Annotated in this window: 17 protein-coding genes; 10 read left to right on the forward strand and 7 right to left on the reverse strand. The window is 62.9% G+C overall.

What is annotated here, in order from left to right; genetic code table 11:
* Positions 1-79 precede the first annotated feature (79 nt).
* The gene (locus FCL40_RS14830) at positions 80-934 is read left to right on the forward strand and encodes a cobalamin-binding protein (protein WP_169307146.1); all 855 of its coding nucleotides are present in this window, start codon (positions 80-82) and stop codon (positions 932-934) included.
* A gap of 361 nt (positions 935-1,295) precedes the next feature.
* Here the strand turns inward: FCL40_RS14830 and yfbR are convergent, their stop codons facing one another.
* Together yfbR and FCL40_RS14840 are read right to left on the reverse strand one after the other, a co-directional pair.
* Positions 1,296-1,886, reverse strand: a complete 591-nt coding sequence (yfbR, locus tag FCL40_RS14835) for a 5'-deoxynucleotidase (protein ID WP_136854085.1) — start codon at positions 1,884-1,886, stop codon at positions 1,296-1,298.
* Between the two features lie 141 nt (positions 1,887-2,027).
* Positions 2,028-3,242 (reverse strand): pyridoxal phosphate-dependent aminotransferase, encoded by a 1,215-nt coding sequence (locus FCL40_RS14840; protein ID WP_136854086.1) that lies wholly within the window; start codon positions 3,240-3,242, stop codon positions 2,028-2,030.
* Between the two features lie 289 nt (positions 3,243-3,531).
* Here FCL40_RS14840 and FCL40_RS14845 point away from each other — a divergent pair, with 289 nt between their 5' ends.
* Positions 3,532-4,011: a DUF4442 domain-containing protein gene (locus tag FCL40_RS14845; RefSeq protein WP_136854087.1), complete on the forward strand. Its 480-nt coding sequence runs from the start codon at positions 3,532-3,534 to the stop codon at positions 4,009-4,011.
* Between the two features lie 246 nt (positions 4,012-4,257).
* Here the strand turns inward: FCL40_RS14845 and fldA are convergent, their stop codons facing one another.
* The 4 genes from fldA to FCL40_RS14865 form a co-directional block, all read right to left on the reverse strand.
* Complete coding sequence (gene fldA, locus FCL40_RS14850) at positions 4,258-4,779, reverse strand: flavodoxin FldA (RefSeq protein WP_136854088.1); 522 nt, start codon at positions 4,777-4,779, stop codon at positions 4,258-4,260.
* Between the two features lie 37 nt (positions 4,780-4,816).
* Entirely contained in the window at positions 4,817-5,107 is a 291-nt protein-coding gene (gene ybfE, locus FCL40_RS14855) for a LexA regulated protein (RefSeq protein WP_136854089.1), read from the reverse strand.
* Positions 5,108-5,120: 13 nt separating this feature from the next.
* Positions 5,121-5,342: a DUF2788 domain-containing protein gene (locus tag FCL40_RS14860; RefSeq protein WP_136854090.1), complete on the reverse strand. Its 222-nt coding sequence runs from the start codon at positions 5,340-5,342 to the stop codon at positions 5,121-5,123.
* Positions 5,343-5,441: 99 nt separating this feature from the next.
* On the reverse strand, positions 5,442-6,218 hold the full coding sequence (locus FCL40_RS14865; protein ID WP_136854091.1) for an alpha/beta fold hydrolase: 777 nt from the start codon (positions 6,216-6,218) through the stop codon (positions 5,442-5,444).
* Positions 6,219-6,353: 135 nt separating this feature from the next.
* On the opposite strand from FCL40_RS14865, the gene seqA reads away from it, so the two are divergent.
* The 5 genes from seqA (at position 6,354) to FCL40_RS14890 (ending at position 10,166) form a co-directional block, all read left to right on the forward strand.
* A complete protein-coding gene (gene seqA, locus FCL40_RS14870) occupies positions 6,354-6,917 on the forward strand; it encodes a replication initiation negative regulator SeqA (RefSeq protein ID WP_136854092.1) in 564 nt (187 codons plus the stop codon).
* A gap of 53 nt (positions 6,918-6,970) precedes the next feature.
* Positions 6,971-8,614, forward strand: a complete 1,644-nt coding sequence (gene pgm, locus FCL40_RS14875) for a phosphoglucomutase (alpha-D-glucose-1,6-bisphosphate-dependent) (RefSeq protein WP_136854093.1) — start codon at positions 6,971-6,973, stop codon at positions 8,612-8,614.
* A gap of 117 nt (positions 8,615-8,731) precedes the next feature.
* Positions 8,732-9,172 (forward strand): PaaI family thioesterase, encoded by a 441-nt coding sequence (locus FCL40_RS14880; protein WP_136854094.1) that lies wholly within the window; start codon positions 8,732-8,734, stop codon positions 9,170-9,172.
* Between the two features lie 53 nt (positions 9,173-9,225).
* Entirely contained in the window at positions 9,226-9,627 is a 402-nt protein-coding gene (locus FCL40_RS14885) for a hypothetical protein (protein ID WP_136854095.1), read from the forward strand.
* A gap of 17 nt (positions 9,628-9,644) precedes the next feature.
* Entirely contained in the window at positions 9,645-10,166 is a 522-nt protein-coding gene (locus FCL40_RS14890) for a GNAT family N-acetyltransferase (RefSeq protein WP_136854096.1), read from the forward strand.
* A 662-nt stretch (positions 10,167-10,828) separates the two neighbouring features.
* On the opposite strand, the gene msrA is transcribed toward FCL40_RS14890, so the two are convergent.
* Positions 10,829-11,311 (reverse strand): peptide-methionine (S)-S-oxide reductase MsrA, encoded by a 483-nt coding sequence (msrA, locus tag FCL40_RS14895; RefSeq protein WP_136854097.1) that lies wholly within the window; start codon positions 11,309-11,311, stop codon positions 10,829-10,831.
* 160 nt (positions 11,312-11,471) lie between these two features.
* Here msrA and astE point away from each other — a divergent pair, with 160 nt between their 5' ends.
* The 3 genes from astE (at position 11,472) to FCL40_RS14910 (ending at position 14,841) form a co-directional block, all read left to right on the forward strand.
* Positions 11,472-12,482, forward strand: a complete 1,011-nt coding sequence (astE, locus tag FCL40_RS14900) for a succinylglutamate desuccinylase (RefSeq protein WP_136854098.1) — start codon at positions 11,472-11,474, stop codon at positions 12,480-12,482.
* 202 nt (positions 12,483-12,684) lie between these two features.
* The gene (locus FCL40_RS14905) at positions 12,685-13,860 is read left to right on the forward strand and encodes a thiamine pyrophosphate-dependent dehydrogenase E1 component subunit alpha (RefSeq protein WP_136854099.1); all 1,176 of its coding nucleotides are present in this window, start codon (positions 12,685-12,687) and stop codon (positions 13,858-13,860) included.
* A gap of 3 nt (positions 13,861-13,863) precedes the next feature.
* Positions 13,864-14,841, forward strand: coding sequence for an alpha-ketoacid dehydrogenase subunit beta (locus FCL40_RS14910; RefSeq protein ID WP_136854100.1), 978 nt, complete (start codon positions 13,864-13,866; stop codon positions 14,839-14,841).
* The last annotated feature ends 10 nt before the right edge of the window (positions 14,842-14,851 follow it).

A 14,851-nucleotide genomic window follows, 5' to 3' on the forward strand; every position in this document is an offset into this window, starting at 1 on the left:
CATTTGGCTGGTTGGCTAAGGCCGACCAGCCTCTGCTAGAGTAGCCGCCAGTGTACCAAGCTTATGGATGGACGAAACCATGCTGCGTCGCCTTTTTGCCCTGTTGCTGGCGATATCTCCCCTGACGGCCCTGGCCGGACTGCCCACCATCGCCGCTCTCACCCCCCACTCGGTGGAACTGCTCTATGAAGTGGGGGCCGGCGAGCAGATCGTCGCTACGGTGGAGTACGCCGACTACCCCGAGGCGGCCAGGTCGATCCACCGGGTCGGCCGCCACAACCAGATGGACTTCGAGGCGCTGATGGCGCTGCAGCCTGACCTGGTGGTGCTGGGGATCAGCGACACCTCGCTGCACTTTGTGACCCGCCTGAGGGAACTGGGGTTCACCCTCATCGACACCAGTGTCGATGAGGTGGCGGAGATTGCGCCGCTTCTGGCCCGTCTGGGCAGGGAGACCGGTCATGAACGCCGGGGCCGGGAGGTGGCGGCCCGCTTCCAGGCCGAGTATCGGCGGCTGAAGCGGGACTACGCTGGCCGCACCCCGGTGCCCATCTTCTACCAGCTGTGGTCCGAGCCGCTGATGAGCGCCTCCAGCGGCTGGATGGATGGGCTGATTGCCGACTGTGGCGGGGTCAACCTGTTCGCCGACACCCCGGCGGAGTACCCCCAGGTCAGCATTGAACAGGTGGTGGCGGCGTCGCCCCAGGGGATCATCGTGCCCACCAACCACGGCCTGGAGGAGAACAGCATCGAACGCTGGCTCGACTGGCCGGAGATCCCGGCGGTGGCCAACGGCCAGATCCACCCGGTCAACAGCGACTGGCTGCACCGCACCGGTCCGAGGATCCTCAAGGGGATGGCGCAGATGTGCGAGGCGATCGAGCGGGTGCGCCAGGGCGGTAAAAGAGACCCCGCGGGCGCGGGGTCAAGATAATGGCTGGGTCAATCTGGATCAGGCACAGATACGTACAGACTGGGTGTTTCCGCTGATCCGCCGGAAACCGTCCGCCACCGGGGCAGAGTCCGGTGGCTGGCCAGGGTGATGGCTGTGGTTTCGATAGGCTCTCCTCCCTGATCGTCAGAGAATGCGGCGGCCTTGGCCGGTCAAGGGAGTCAGGGACGGAGGTAGCCCGCGGGGCGAACCGCCCCTGCAGACGCGCCTTAGGCACTCCCTTGCCAAGCGTCGGCACATTGACCGCGTGGGCAGGCAAAGTATAAGAGAGAAGCCGGGGGGCTGACCTCAGACTCTAGAACAATTGGCTATATGCTTAATCGCCGGTTCCGGGGAGCACGGCCTACTGGCTGGAGGTGATCAGGTGGTCCACCGAGCAGTCGCTGTCCTCGCCGAACCAGTGATGCAGGGTGGCCAGCTCCGGATAGTTGCCGCACACCTCCTTCACCGCCTCCTCCATTCGGGCCAGGGCGTCGCCAAACTCCACCGAGTTGCCGAAGGCCACCTCCAGCCGGCACTTGAGGTAGGCGGAGTAGATGTCACAGGCCTTGACCAGCTCCTGTTCTATACCACCGGGGTTGAACGCCTCCTCGATGGCCTGGTGCAGTTCGGGGGGGGTGGTATTGAGGATCCGCTGTTCTGCGGTGCGTTCCAGCGCCTTGAATTCGGCGTACAGGGTGTCGGAGGAGCGCTTCACCGGGGTGACCACATCACCGGTGATGGTCTCGGAGATGTCGTGGAGCAGGGCGTGGGACAACATCTTGGACAGATCCAGATCGCGGCCGTTCTGCTGGGCAATCTTGCCCACCAGGAAGCTCAATATGCCGACGATGGCGGAGTGCTCCAGCACCGACTCCGGCTGCATCGAGTACATCAGGCTCCAGCGTTTCAGCAGTCGTTGGCGCAGGGCCAGGTTCAAAAACTTATAACTCATATTCACATCCTGTGGGGGTCGTGCCCTGAGGATATCAAAGGGGAGCGGGGCTGGAAACGCAGGCTTGTGCCGGGCGGTGAAACAAAAAGCGCCTCGGGGATGAGGCGCCTTGGGGGAGGGGCGAACACCGCCCGCTGGGGGTTACTGACGGTAGCGGCCGAGGAACTGCTCGAACTTATCCAGGGCCCGCTCCAGATCCTCGATATGGGGCAGGAACACGAACCTCAGGTGGTCCGGCTCCGGCCAGTTGAAGGCGGTGCCCTGTACCAGCAGGATCTTCTCCTGCATCAGCAGATCCAGCACCAGCTTCTCGTCGTCCATCAGGTTGAACTTCTTCACATCCAGCCGGGGGAAGGCGTACATGGCGCCCTTGGGCATCTTGCAACTGACGCCGTCGATGGCGTTGAGCCGGTCGACGGTGAGCTGTCGCTGCTCATAGAGGCGGCCGCCGGGAACGATCAGCTCGTTGACGCTCTGGTAGCCGCCTAGGGCGGTCTGGATGGCGTGCTGTACCGGCACGTTGGCGCACAGGCGCATCGACGCCAGCATCTCCAGCCCTTCGATGTAATTCTTGGCCTGGCCGCGGTCACCGGAGAGCACCATCCACCCCGCCCGGAAACCGGCGGCGCGGTAGACCTTGGAGAGGCCGTTCATGGTGATGATCAGCAGGTCGTCCGCCAGGGTGCAGGTGGGGATGTGCTCGGCGCCGTCGTAGAGGATCTTGTCGTAGATCTCGTCGGAGAACACCACCAGGTTGTGCTCCCGGGCGATCTCCAGCATGCCCAGCAGTAGCTCCTTGCTGTAGACCGCGCCGGTGGGGTTGTTGGGGTTGATTAGCACCATGGCGCGGGTGCGCGGGGTGATCTTGGCGCGCACGTCGTCCAGATCGGGGAACCAGTCGGCCTCCTCGTCGCAGCGGTAGTGGCGGGCGCTGCCACCGGCCAGGTGCACCGCCGCGGTCCACAGCGGGTAGTCCGGCGCCGGCACCAGCACCTCGTCACCGTTGTTCAGCAGCCCCTGCATCGCCATCACGATCAGCTCGGAAACGCCGTTGCCGATGTAGACGTCATCCACATCCACGTCATGGATCCCCATCTGCTGGAAGTAGTGCACCACCGCCTTGCGGGCGGAGAACAGCCCCTTGGCATCGCAGTACCCCTGGCTTTCCGGCAGGTTATGGATAACGTCACGGACGATCTCCTCCGGCGCTTCGAAGCCGAAGGGAGCGGGGTTGCCGATGTTGAGCTTGAGGACCCGGTGACCCTCCTCCTCCAAGCGCTTCGCCTCCCGCGCCACCGGACCACGGATGTCGTAGCAGACGGTACTGAGCTTGTCGGATTTTAGGATGGGGTGCATACCACGGAACCTCGAGTGGATAAAAAAGGGTCAGGAGGCTCACCATAGCGAAATATGCTGGTCGTGAAAAGCCATGGTTTTGTCGGTTTGGTGGCGTGATGCGGTCATGGCGGTGCATTTCACAGAGGAAAGCACTGGCTGTGGCTTAAGGGCAGGGCAGGAGAGCGAGGTGAGTCGCTTTCAAGCCTCACTTATCTGCTGATTTCATCTGTTGATGCAAGGGGTGACATTTTGTTCGCCCTGGGCTATAACAGCTTCTCATTTACAGGTCATACCAGCATGGAGACGCATGGCTATCCCCTTTTCCGCGGCCGCCTTTCGCCGCCTGATGAACCTCTGGCCCCCCTTTCTGTTCAGCAGCATCAAGCTGGAACACCTGGAGCCGGATTACAGCTATTGCCGGGTGGCGCTCAAGGAGCGTCCCTGGAACCGTAACATCAACCGCAGCCATTTCGGCGGCAGCCTGTTTTCCATGACCGATCCCTTCTACGCCCTGCTGATCATGGGCAAGCTGGGCCGGGGGTACCGGGTGTGGGACAGGGCGGCGTCGATCGACTTTATCAGGCCGGGCAAAGGCAAGCTCACCGCCGAGTTCCGGGTGAGCGAGGAGCAGATCGCCAAGATTCGCCAGGCCACCGAGGGCGGTGCCAAGTACCATCCGGAGTTCATGGTGGAGGTGATCGATGCCCGTGGCGAGGTGGTGTGCCGCCTGCACCGCACCCTCTATGTACGCAAGATCTACGCCAAACCCCAGGCCAGGGCCGCCTGAGCCCGCCACATAAAGTCACTGGACCCTGGCGTACGCCAGGGAGACGAGGGTGGGTGCGGCTCAGGGCGTGCGTCAGGGAGATGGTGGTGCGAATAGCCCAGGGTGCATGGACCCTGCTTTCTCAACGGCAGTTGCCCCCAGCACGGTCACTCCGGCGAAGGCCGGAGCCCAGCGTCTTGACCCAAGCCCCGCCGCCCATAAAAAACGGACCCAGGCGGGTCCGTTTTTTTGCAACGCCTATGGCGCTTAAGCCAGCTCAGCCAGGCACATCTCTTCGTAGATCTGCTTCACCCAGGCGTCGACGCGGGCTTCGGTCAGCTCGGGTTGACGGTCTTCGTCGATGCCCAGGCCCACAAAGGTGTTGTCGTCCACCAGCGCCTTGGAGGCTTCGAAGTCGTATCCTTCGGTGGAGGTGTGGCCGACGATGATGCCGCCACGGTCGCGAACGATGTCACCCACCATGCCCATGGCATCCAGGAAGTACTCGGCGTAGTCCTCCTGATCACCGCAACCAAAGATGGCGACCAGTTTGTCGGTAAAGTCGATCTGCTCCAGCTCGGGGAAGAAGTCGTCCCAGTCGCACTGAGCTTCGCCGTAGTACCAGGTGGGGATGCCGAACAGCAGCAGGCTGAACTCGTCAATCTCCTCTTTGGTGCTCTTGGCGATGTCTTTCACATCGCACATACCGCCCAGCTTCTTCTGGATCATCTTGGCCACGGCTTCGGTGTTGCCGGTGTCACTGCCAAAAAACAGACCTACACTTGCCATTTATCTACCTATCTTTTTCACTGACTTAGGTCAGGAGTTACTCCTGGACCTTACCAACTTGCTGAAACTGCTCGAGGAGGATGGACTCAATCAGTTGACTGCGGCTGACGTTGTCGGTCATTGCCTGCTCATTCAACGCATTATAGAGTGCATCCGACACCTTTAGTTCAATACGTTTCAACCCCAGGGAGCGGTCTCGCTGAATCTGATTTCGCTTGTTGACGCGCAGTTGCTCTTTACGAGGCAAGGGGTTGGTCTTAGGTCTGCCGCGCCGCTTTTCGGTGGCGAACAGATCCATAGTGGTTCTATCGGTCTTTTCTATTGCCATGCAAAGTCGCTGCTTAACCTACTCCGGCCCCTTCCCAGACCAGCTGAATGATGCCTTTGGCGATAAAGCCGGCACAGCCGAGAAAGAGAACCAACCAGACGATGTATCGTCCAAATTTGGGGACATCGCCTCGATTTAATACGTCCCGGATCGACATTCCAATCAGGAAAAACACCGCCGCGAAAAAGAGATTCAACCCTACCGCTTCGAGCTGTGCTACGTCACTGACTAACATCTAATTACCATCCTGGCGAAACCGGCGGGCTACTATAGCACAACCACAGGGGCGTTAGAACGCCTTTCCTGTGTGGATTAGCACAGCAGCCGGCACCCTTTAATTCATGTGTGGAGCAAGGAAATCCGCCACGTGGCGGTTGAACTGCTCCGGTTTCTCGGCATGCAGCCAGTGGCCGGTGCCGGTGATCACCCTGGCCTTGGAGGCGGGGAAGCGGCGCAGGATCTCCTGCCGGTGCTCCGGCAGCAGGTACTCCGACAGTTCCCCCTTCAAAAACAGCACCGGGCCGGTGAAGGGGGGCAGCTCAGGCACCGGGCCGATGATCTGCGGGTAGTCGTGGACGATGGCGCCGATGTCCAGCTGCCAGTCGTAGCTGCCCTGTTTCTCCGGCTTCAGGCTCTTCATCAGGAAGGCGGTGGTGCCAGTTTCGATGCCTGCTTCCATAAAGGCCTGCTGGGCCATCTTGCGGGTCAGTCCCGGCTGGTTCTCCAACCGGGTCAGCGTCGCCAGAATGTTCTGGTGACGATTGGTGCGGTAGCCATTGGGGGCGATGTCGGCCACCGCCAGGGCCAGCACCCGCTCAGGGTGGCTCTGGGCGTAGGTCATGGCGACCTTGCCGCCCAGGGAGTGGCCCACCAGGGCCCACTGCGCCAGTCCCAGCTGCTGGCGCAACCGCTCCAGTTCGTCGGCCATGGCGGTCAGGGCCATCGACTGGCCCTTGGGCGATTCGCCGTGGTTGGGCAGATCGATGCGGATCACCCGCCATCCGCGTTCAAGCAGCGACTGGCCCAGGCGTCCCAGGTTGTCGGCACTGCCGAACAAACCGTGGATCAACAGCACCGCCGGTCCGCTTCCCTGGTCAATGAAATTCAACATGACATCCTGCTTCGTTGATTTTGGTGGCGCAAATTGTGCGGATGGCAACGGCAAAAAGCAATCGGTGGCTTGGTCTGATCTCCCCAGGTGTGTTTATAATGCGTGACGACTTAGACCCCGGCGATTGGAAAGCCCATGAAATACATTGAAATCGACGACGAACTCTACAGCCACATTGCCAGCAACACTCAGCGCATCGGTGAGAGTGCCTCTGACATCTTGCGACGCCTTCTGCAGTTGCCCAGCACCGCAGCCGAAGCGCCCAAGCCCAAGCAGATCAGCCAGCCCGGCCTGGAGTCCAGCCCGGCGGTCGTCGAAGCCCCCAAGGCCAAGGTGGAAATGCGTTCCCGGGTCGCCGAGGCGGGCCAGTTCAATGAGCTGCTGGAGGATGCCCTGCTGGAGAAGCAGAAAGGGGCCGTGGGCCGTTTTCTCTACCTGCTGGACGCCCTCTACCGTCAGCAGCCGGAAGCGTTCGCCACCGTGCTGGAGATTCGCGGCCGTGATCGTCTCTACTTTGCCACCAGCAAGGATGAGTTGCTCTCCGCCAGCAAGAGTGCCAATCCCAAGCAGATTGGCGACAGCCGCTACTGGGTGACCACCAACAACAATACCGGCAAGAAGCGTGCCCTGCTCAGCTCTGCGGCTGAGTCCCTCGGGTGCCCCGCAGAGGTCGCCAAGGAGATCGCGGCCCGCATCTGAGGCCGCGCCCGAGACGACCCAGACGCACGGAAGCCACTTCGCAGGACAGTTTTATGGCCATTCATTCCCGGGCTGGCGCCGTTGCCAGCCCGGCTGACGTTATCGACGTCAGCCACCTCATCAGCAGCTACTACACCCTCAAGCCCAATCCTTCGGAGAGTGCTGAGCGGGTCAGCTTCGGCACCTCGGGTCACCGGGGATGTTCGCTCAGCCGCTCCTTCAACGAGCAGCACATTCTGGCCATCACCCAGGCGGTGGTGGACTACCGCAAGGCGCAGGGGGTTCATGGCCCACTGTTCCTGGGGTTTGACACCCATGGGTTGAGTCAGCCTGCCTTCGCCTCGGTGTTGCAGGTGCTGGCGGCCAACGGCGTCACCGCCAGGGTGCAGGTGAAGCGCGGCTTCGTGGCCACCCCGGTGATCTCCCACGCCATCCTGGATCACAACCGTCAGGGCGGGGAGTTGGCCGACGGCCTGATTCTGACCCCCTCCCACAACCCCCCCCGGGATGGCGGGATTAAGTACAACCCACCTCACGGCGGCCCGGCGGACACCGACGCCACCGGCTACATCGCCGACCGTGCCAATGCCTACCTGAGCGACAACCTGCAGGGGGTGCGCCGGGTGGCCCTGGATGTGGCCCTGGCCACCGGGCTGGTGGAGCAGGTGGACATGATCGGCACCTATGTGGAGCACCTGGACGAGGTGATCGATTTCGAGGCGATCCGCAAGGCGGGGCTGACCATCGGCGTCGACCCCATGGGCGGCTCCGGCATCCACACCTGGCCACGCATCGCCGAGCGCTACGGTATCGATATCCAGGTGGTCAACCCGGTGGTGGACCCGGCCTTTGCCTTCATGCCCCTGGACAAAGATGGCAAGATCCGCATGGACTGCTCCTCCCCCTATGCCATGGCCAATTTGCTGAAGATAAAGGATCAGTTCGACATCAGCATCGGCAACGATCCCGACTTCGACCGTCACGGCATCGTCTGCCGCGACGGCGGCCTGATGAACCCCAACCATTACCTGGCGGTGGCCATCGACTACTTGCTGGGGCACCGCCCCAACTGGCCGGGGGATCTGCCGGTGGGCAAGACCCTGGTCTCCAGCGCCATCATCGACCGGGTGGTGGCGGACCATGGCCGTCGTCTCAACGAGGTGCCGGTGGGCTTCAAGTGGTTCGTCGGCGGCCTGCACGCCGGTGAACTGGCGTTCGGCGGCGAGGAGAGCGCCGGCGCCAGCTTCCTGGACAAGGGCGGTAACGCCTTCGCCACCGACAAGGACGGGTTTATCCTCGGCCTGCTGGCGGCGGAGATCCTGGCGGTGACCGGCGACTCTCCGGCGCAGCACTACCGCCGCCTGGAGCAGAAGTTTGGTCAGGCGTTCTACCGCCGCATCGATGCGCCCGCCAATGACCGGCAGAAGGCGCTGCTCAAGGCGATGGACCCCGAGATGGTGAAATCCGATACCCTGGCGGGCGAGGCGATCACCGCCAAGCTGACCCGGGCGCCGGGCAACGACGCCGCCATCGGTGGCCTCAAAGTCACCACGGAGCATGGCTGGTTCGCCGCCCGCCCCTCGGGCACCGAGGCGATCTACAAGATCTACGCCGAGAGCCTGAAGAGCGAGGCCCACCTGGCGGCGTTGCTCGAGGACGCCAAGACCCTGGTGGACAGCGTGTTTGCCGCCCAGTAGGGGGGAGCGGATTGAGAGGGGCAGCCGGCGGCTGCCTCTTTTTTTTTTGCTGAGTATTGTAAACGCGGGGGGATTCAGGGATGTTGCCCTGAGGATACCCAGGGACAAGGAGCAGTAATGTCAGCACAGACCATGAGTGGCCTGGAGGTGATGAGCGCCATCGCCACCGGCAAGCTTCCCCACCCCAACATGGCCGAGACCATTACCATGCGGGTGGTGTCGGTGAATCAGGGTGGGGTGGTGTTTGAGGCCCGGGCCGATGAACGCCATACCAACCCGCTGGGCGGAGTGCACGGCGGCTTTGCCGCCACGGTGTTGGACTCGGTCACCGGCTGTGCGGTCCACACCATGCTGGAGCCGGGACAGGGGTATGGCACCATCGAGCTCAACGTGAAGATGCTTAGGCCGGTTCCCAAGGCGGCCAGACTCAGGGCCGAAGGGCAGGTGGTCAGTATGACCCGCTCCCTGGGGGTGGCCGAGGGCCGGTTGCTGGATGAGAAGGGGCGGCTGCTGGCGATGGCCTCCGCCACCTGCATGCTGAAAATTCAGGGAGATTGAACCATGGACAAGCACCGCCCGCCGGCTCCGGAGCGGCTGAAAGGGAGAGGTCGGTGACTGCACAGACCCCGGAGCTTCTCTATCTCGACGGTCAATGCTACCGGATCGATCACTGGCCGGCTCTGCCCGACGAGGGGTGGGGCCTGGTCCGCCGAGAGGCGTCTCAGTGGCAGGAGATGGATATCGCCCTGTTGTCATCTTGCTGCTGGCGGGAGTACCTGGGTACCTGGACCATCGACAACCAGCGGCTTTACCTCAGCGAGGTGCGGGGTCAGTACCGGCTCACCAACGGCCCGCTGTTTGCGTGCTGGTTCAGCGGCGAATTGATCCTGCCCCAGGGGGAGCTGGTGGTATGCTGCCCGGAGCTGGACTTCAAACTGGAGTATGAGCGGGCCCTGGTGATTGAGATAGAGCAGGGCAGGGTGGTGGCTAGCCGTTCTGTCTCTCATCGCTGACAGAGGCGGGGAAGGAGATGGCGGCCTCACTGGCACTCAGGCGATTGACCGCCGACGACGAGCGCTGGCTCTATGAGCTGGAGCGGGATCCCGAGGTGATGCGCTATACCGACCGTGGTCCTCAGACCCTGGCACAGATCCGGGCACAGATGGCCGAACTGCTGGCGGGTTATGACGACCCCGACGCCCTCAAGCTGTGGGTGGTGGTGCATCCGCAACTGGGGGATATCGGTACCGCGGCCTTCTACCGGGGCGACAGCGGCCTCTACGAGGTGGGATACAAACTGGCGCGTCGCCACTGGGGCCAGGGGCTGGGTCGGGCCGCCATGGCGGCGCTGATGCGCTGGGTGGCGGATCACCACCCGCATGCGCCGCTCATGGCGGAAGCCTTCGAGCAGAATGCCGCTTCGGGCCGCATTCTCGAGCGGTTCGGATTCAGGCGGGTGCGGCGCCATTTCAACGCATCGCGCCAGCTGTGGGATCTGCAGTATTGGCGCCCTCCCATCGATCAGCTGCCGCTGGAGGGCGAGCAGGATTGACTCGGGGGCCGGGATGGGGAGTGCCGGGCGTCCTAATGCCACTGGACCCTGGCGTGCGCCAGGGCGACGACGGTGGGGGCGTGCAGAAAAGCGCCCTGTTACCCCGGATGGAGAGGCATCAGGGATGCACAGCCGCTGTTTCATCAATGACAGTTCCCACTGGCACGGTCACTCCGGCGAACGCCGGAGCCCAGCGTCTTAGATGCCCGGGTGTAAGCTGGCCTGTAGTTTCATCAACCCACCGAGCGGGAAAGCCACTGGACCCTGGCGTGCGCCAGGGCGACGACGGTGGGTGTGCTCCAGGGAGCGTGCAGGGAGATGACGGTGGGGGCGTGCAGAAAAGCGCCCTGTTACCCCGGATGGAGAGGCATCAGGGATGCACAGCCGCTGTTTCATCAGTGACAGTTCCCACTGGCACGGTCACTCCGGCGAACGCCGGAGCCCAGCGTCTTAGATGCCCGGGTGTAAGCTGGCCAGTAGTTTCATCAACCCACCGAGCGGGAAAGCCACTGGACCCTGGCGTGCGCCAGGACGACGACGGTGGTGTGCTCCAGGGAGCGTGCAGGGAGACGACGGTGCGAATTACCCAGGGTGTGCGCCGGGGAAAGGCCCCCGGCGCGTGTCGGGGAGTCGCGGATAGGTGGTGGGGGCGCCTAAGGCACTCAGTACAGTGCGATATGGCAGCTGGGCAGTCCGTGTTTGTCGAAGTAGCCCTGGTGGTACTCCTCGGCGCGGAAGAAGGTGGTTACCGGCTCAATGGCGGTGACGATGGTTTTTTCCCTCCAGTGGCCCTCGGCCTGCTGCCAGGCCTTAGAGGTCTCGGCGGTGTCCCTCTGGGCGTCGTCGTGGAAAAAGATCACGCTGCGGTACTGGCTGCCGTGGTCCTCACCCTGCTGGTTCAGTGTGGTGGGGTTGTGGAACTGCCAGAAGGTGTCCAGCAGCTGTTGGTAGCTGATCCTGGCCTCATCAAACTGCACCTGCACCACCTCGGCGTGGCCGGTCTCGCCGGTTTTCACCTGCTCATAGCTGGGGTTGTCCAGATCGCCGCCCATGTAACCACAGACCGCGGCGGTCACCCCGTCGAGCTCCTTGAAGAACTGCTCAACACCCCAAAAACATCCTGCGCCGAAGGTGGCAATGGCCATAATCTGACTCCCAATTGTGGATTTCTGGACGTCTACACGTCCGTGGACTGTATCAGCTCCATGACAGATTGCAACCCCGAATCTTAATCGGCCGGGGGTGCCGCCGTGGCGCAACTGAGGCTACAATGGCCAGCACAACAACAAGCAATTGGAGTGCGATGTGTTATTTGAACACCAGGATCTTTTGGCGCTGACCTTGGCCCATCCCCAGCCCCGCCGGCAACCGCAAAGCCGTACCCTGGCCGACGGCACCCGGCTGACCCTGATCGACACCGGCATCCTGGCCATCGAGCCGGCCCGGCCCGGCGACAGCGACATTGTGCTCTCCTGCGGGGTCCACGGTAATGAGACCGCCCCCATCGAGCTGGTCAATGACCTGGTCAATGCCATCCTCGATGGCAGCCTCAAGTGTCGTCAGCGGCTGCTGGTGCAACTGGGGAATACCCAGGCGATGGTTGATGGCACCCGCGGCATTCTCGAGAACATGAACCGGCTGTTCAGCGGCGCCCATGCCCAGGGGGAGCCCAATGACGAGAAGCGGCGGGCGGCCAGGCTGGAGCAGACGGTCAGAGCGTTCTTCCAGCAGCCCGGGCGCAAACGGTTCCACTACGACCTGCACACCGCCATCCGCGATTCCCAGCGGGAGAAGTTCGCGGTCTACCCCTACCGTCCCGGCCGTCCCTGGAGCATCGAGCAGATCCGCTTCCTGGCCGGGTGCGGGGTGAAGACCATACTGCTGTCCCATAGCCCCACCACCACCTACAGCTACTTCTCCTCCAATGAGTTTGGCGCCGACGCCTTCACCGTGGAGTTGGGCAAGGTGTATCCCTTCGGTCACAATGACATGAGCCGCTTCGAGGCGTGCCGGGCCCAGTTGGCCAGGCTGATCGCCGCCGAACCGCTGGATTACCCGCCACTGGCGCAGAGCGTGGTGTATGACGTGTGCCAGGTGGTGAATAAGCACCATGAGGAGTTCCAGTTCACCTTTGCCGATGATCAGGCCAACTTCACCGAGTTTGCCCCGGGCCACCTGCTGGCCAACGACGGCGAGAGGGAGGTGAGGGTCGGGGAGGTGGCGGAGTCGATCATCTTCCCCAACGCCAATGTGGCCATCGGCCAGCGGGCGCTGCTGACCGTGGTGCCCACGGAGATCGACGACAGATTTGAGTAAAGACTCGGGCCCTCGAGAGGAAGTCACTGTAAATATTGCGATACACCTGATGGAATGTGATCGTGATCATGGGTGGCTGCCATCTTGAGCGCCCCCTGGGCTGACAGTACCCTTAGCCCAATCCATAACAAGCCCGGATCCTGGTCCGGAGATAATAAACGGCCACGGACGTTGGCCTCAGACACAAGACGGAAGCGAAATAATGAGCCTCGAATCTCAGCATCAGGTACACAAGGCGGTGATGACCTCCGGTCACGCTTTGAAGATCCCTGAACTCAAGATCTTGCAGTCCGACGGAACCCCATACCCTGACGCCACCCTGCCTGACATCGATCAGGAGCTGGCGCTGAAGATCTACGACACCGCGGTGTTCACCCGGGTCCTGGATGAGCGGATGCTGGCTGCCCAGCGTCAGGGGCGCATCAGTTTCTACATGACCTGCATCGGCGAGGAAGCCGCCGTGGTGGGCAGTGCCGCCGCCCTGAGCCAGGATGACATGATCATGGCCCAGTACCGGGAGCAGGCTGCCCTGCGCTACCGCGGTTTCACCACCGAGCAGTTTATGAACCAGATGTTTTCCAACGTGAAGGATCTGGGCAAGGGCCGTCAGATGCCGATCCACTACGGCAGCAACGAGCTCAACTACATGACGGTCTCCTCGCCCCTGGGCACCCAGATCCCCCAGGCCGCCGGCTACGCCTACGGCCAGAAGCGGGCGGGCAAGGAGGCGGTGACCCTGTGTTACTTCGGTGAAGGGGCCGCGTCCGAGGGCGACTTCCACGCCGGCCTCAACATGGCGGCGGTGTTGAGCTGTCCCGCCATCTTCTTCTGTCGCAACAACGGCTACGCCATCTCCACCCCCACCGCCGAGCAGTTTGCCGGTGACGGCATCGCTCCCCGCGGCGTGGGTTATGGCATCGACACCATCCGGGTGGACGGCAACGACATGCTGGCGGTGCTGGCGGCCACCCAGCAGGCCCGCGCCATCGCCGTGGCGGAGAACAAGCCGGTGCTGATCGAGGCGATGAGCTACCGCCTCGGCGCCCACTCCAGCTCCGATGACCCTTCCGGCTACCGCTCCCGCGACGAGGAGGCCAAGTGGCGTGAGCACGATCCGGTACTGCGCTTCAAGTTGTGGCTGCTGGCCCAGGGCTGGTGGAGCGAGGAGCAGGATGAGGCCCTCTACGACCAGTACCGCAAGGAGGTGCTGGCGGCGGTGAAGGTGGCGGAAACCCTGCCCAAGCCCGCCTACGACACCCTGGTGACCGACGTGTACGACACCGTCCCCGAGCACCTGGAGAAACAACTGCAAGCAACCCGGGAGCATATGGATCGTTACCCCGACCACTACCCCGCAGACAGTGGCAAGGAGGCGTAACCCATGGCCCAGATGAACCTGTTACAAGCGATCAACAGCGCCATGGACATCGCCATGGCCAGCGATGACTCCGCGGTGGTGTTCGGCGAGGACGTCGGCCACTTCGGCGGCGTGTTCCGCGCCACCTCCAAGCTGCAGGAGAAGTACGGCAAGGAGCGCTGCTTCAACACCCCGCTCACCGAGCAGGGGATCATCGGCTTCGCCAATGGCCTGGCTGCCCAGGGCAGCACCGCCATCGCCGAGATCCAGTTCGCCGACTACATCTTCCCGGCGTTCGACCAGCTGGTGAACGAGTCCGCCAAGTTCCGCTACCGCAGCGGCAACGAGTTCAACGTGGGGCGACTGACCGTGCGCACCCCCTATGGCGGCGGCATCGCCGGTGGTCACTACCACTCCCAGTCCCCCGAGGCCTACTTCACCCACACCCCGGGTCTGAAGATCGTGGTGCCCCGCAACCCCTATGAAGCCAAGGGGCTGCTGCTGGCCTCCATCCGAGACGACAACCCGGTGGTGTTCTTCGAGCCCAAGCGTCTCTACCGCGCCTCGGTGGGTGAGGTGCCCGAGGGCGAGTACACCATCAGCCTGTCCAAGGCGGAGCTGGTGCAGAGCGGCAGCGACATCACCCTGCTGGGCTGGGGCGCCCAGATGGAGCTGATCGATAAGGCCGCCAAGATGGCCGCCGACATCGGTATCAGCTGCGAGATCATCGACCTGCGCACCCTGCTGCCCTGGGACGTGGACACCGTGGCTAAGTCGGTGTGCAAGACCGGCCGGTTGCTGGTGAGCCACGAGGCGCCGATCACCGGCGGCTTCGCCGGCGAGATCGCCGCCACCATCCAGCAGGAGTGCTTCCTGCACCTGGAGTCCCCCATCGCGCGGGTCTGTGGCATGGACACCCCGTACCCCCTGGCGCTGGAGCAGGCGCATATGGCGGATCATCTGAAGATCTTTGAAGCCATCAAGGCCAGCGTAGAGTTTTAAGGGAGCGCAG

It is taken from the genome of Ferrimonas sediminicola, from assembly GCF_005116715.1.
GTDB lineage: Bacteria > Pseudomonadota > Gammaproteobacteria > Enterobacterales > Shewanellaceae > Ferrimonas > Ferrimonas sediminicola.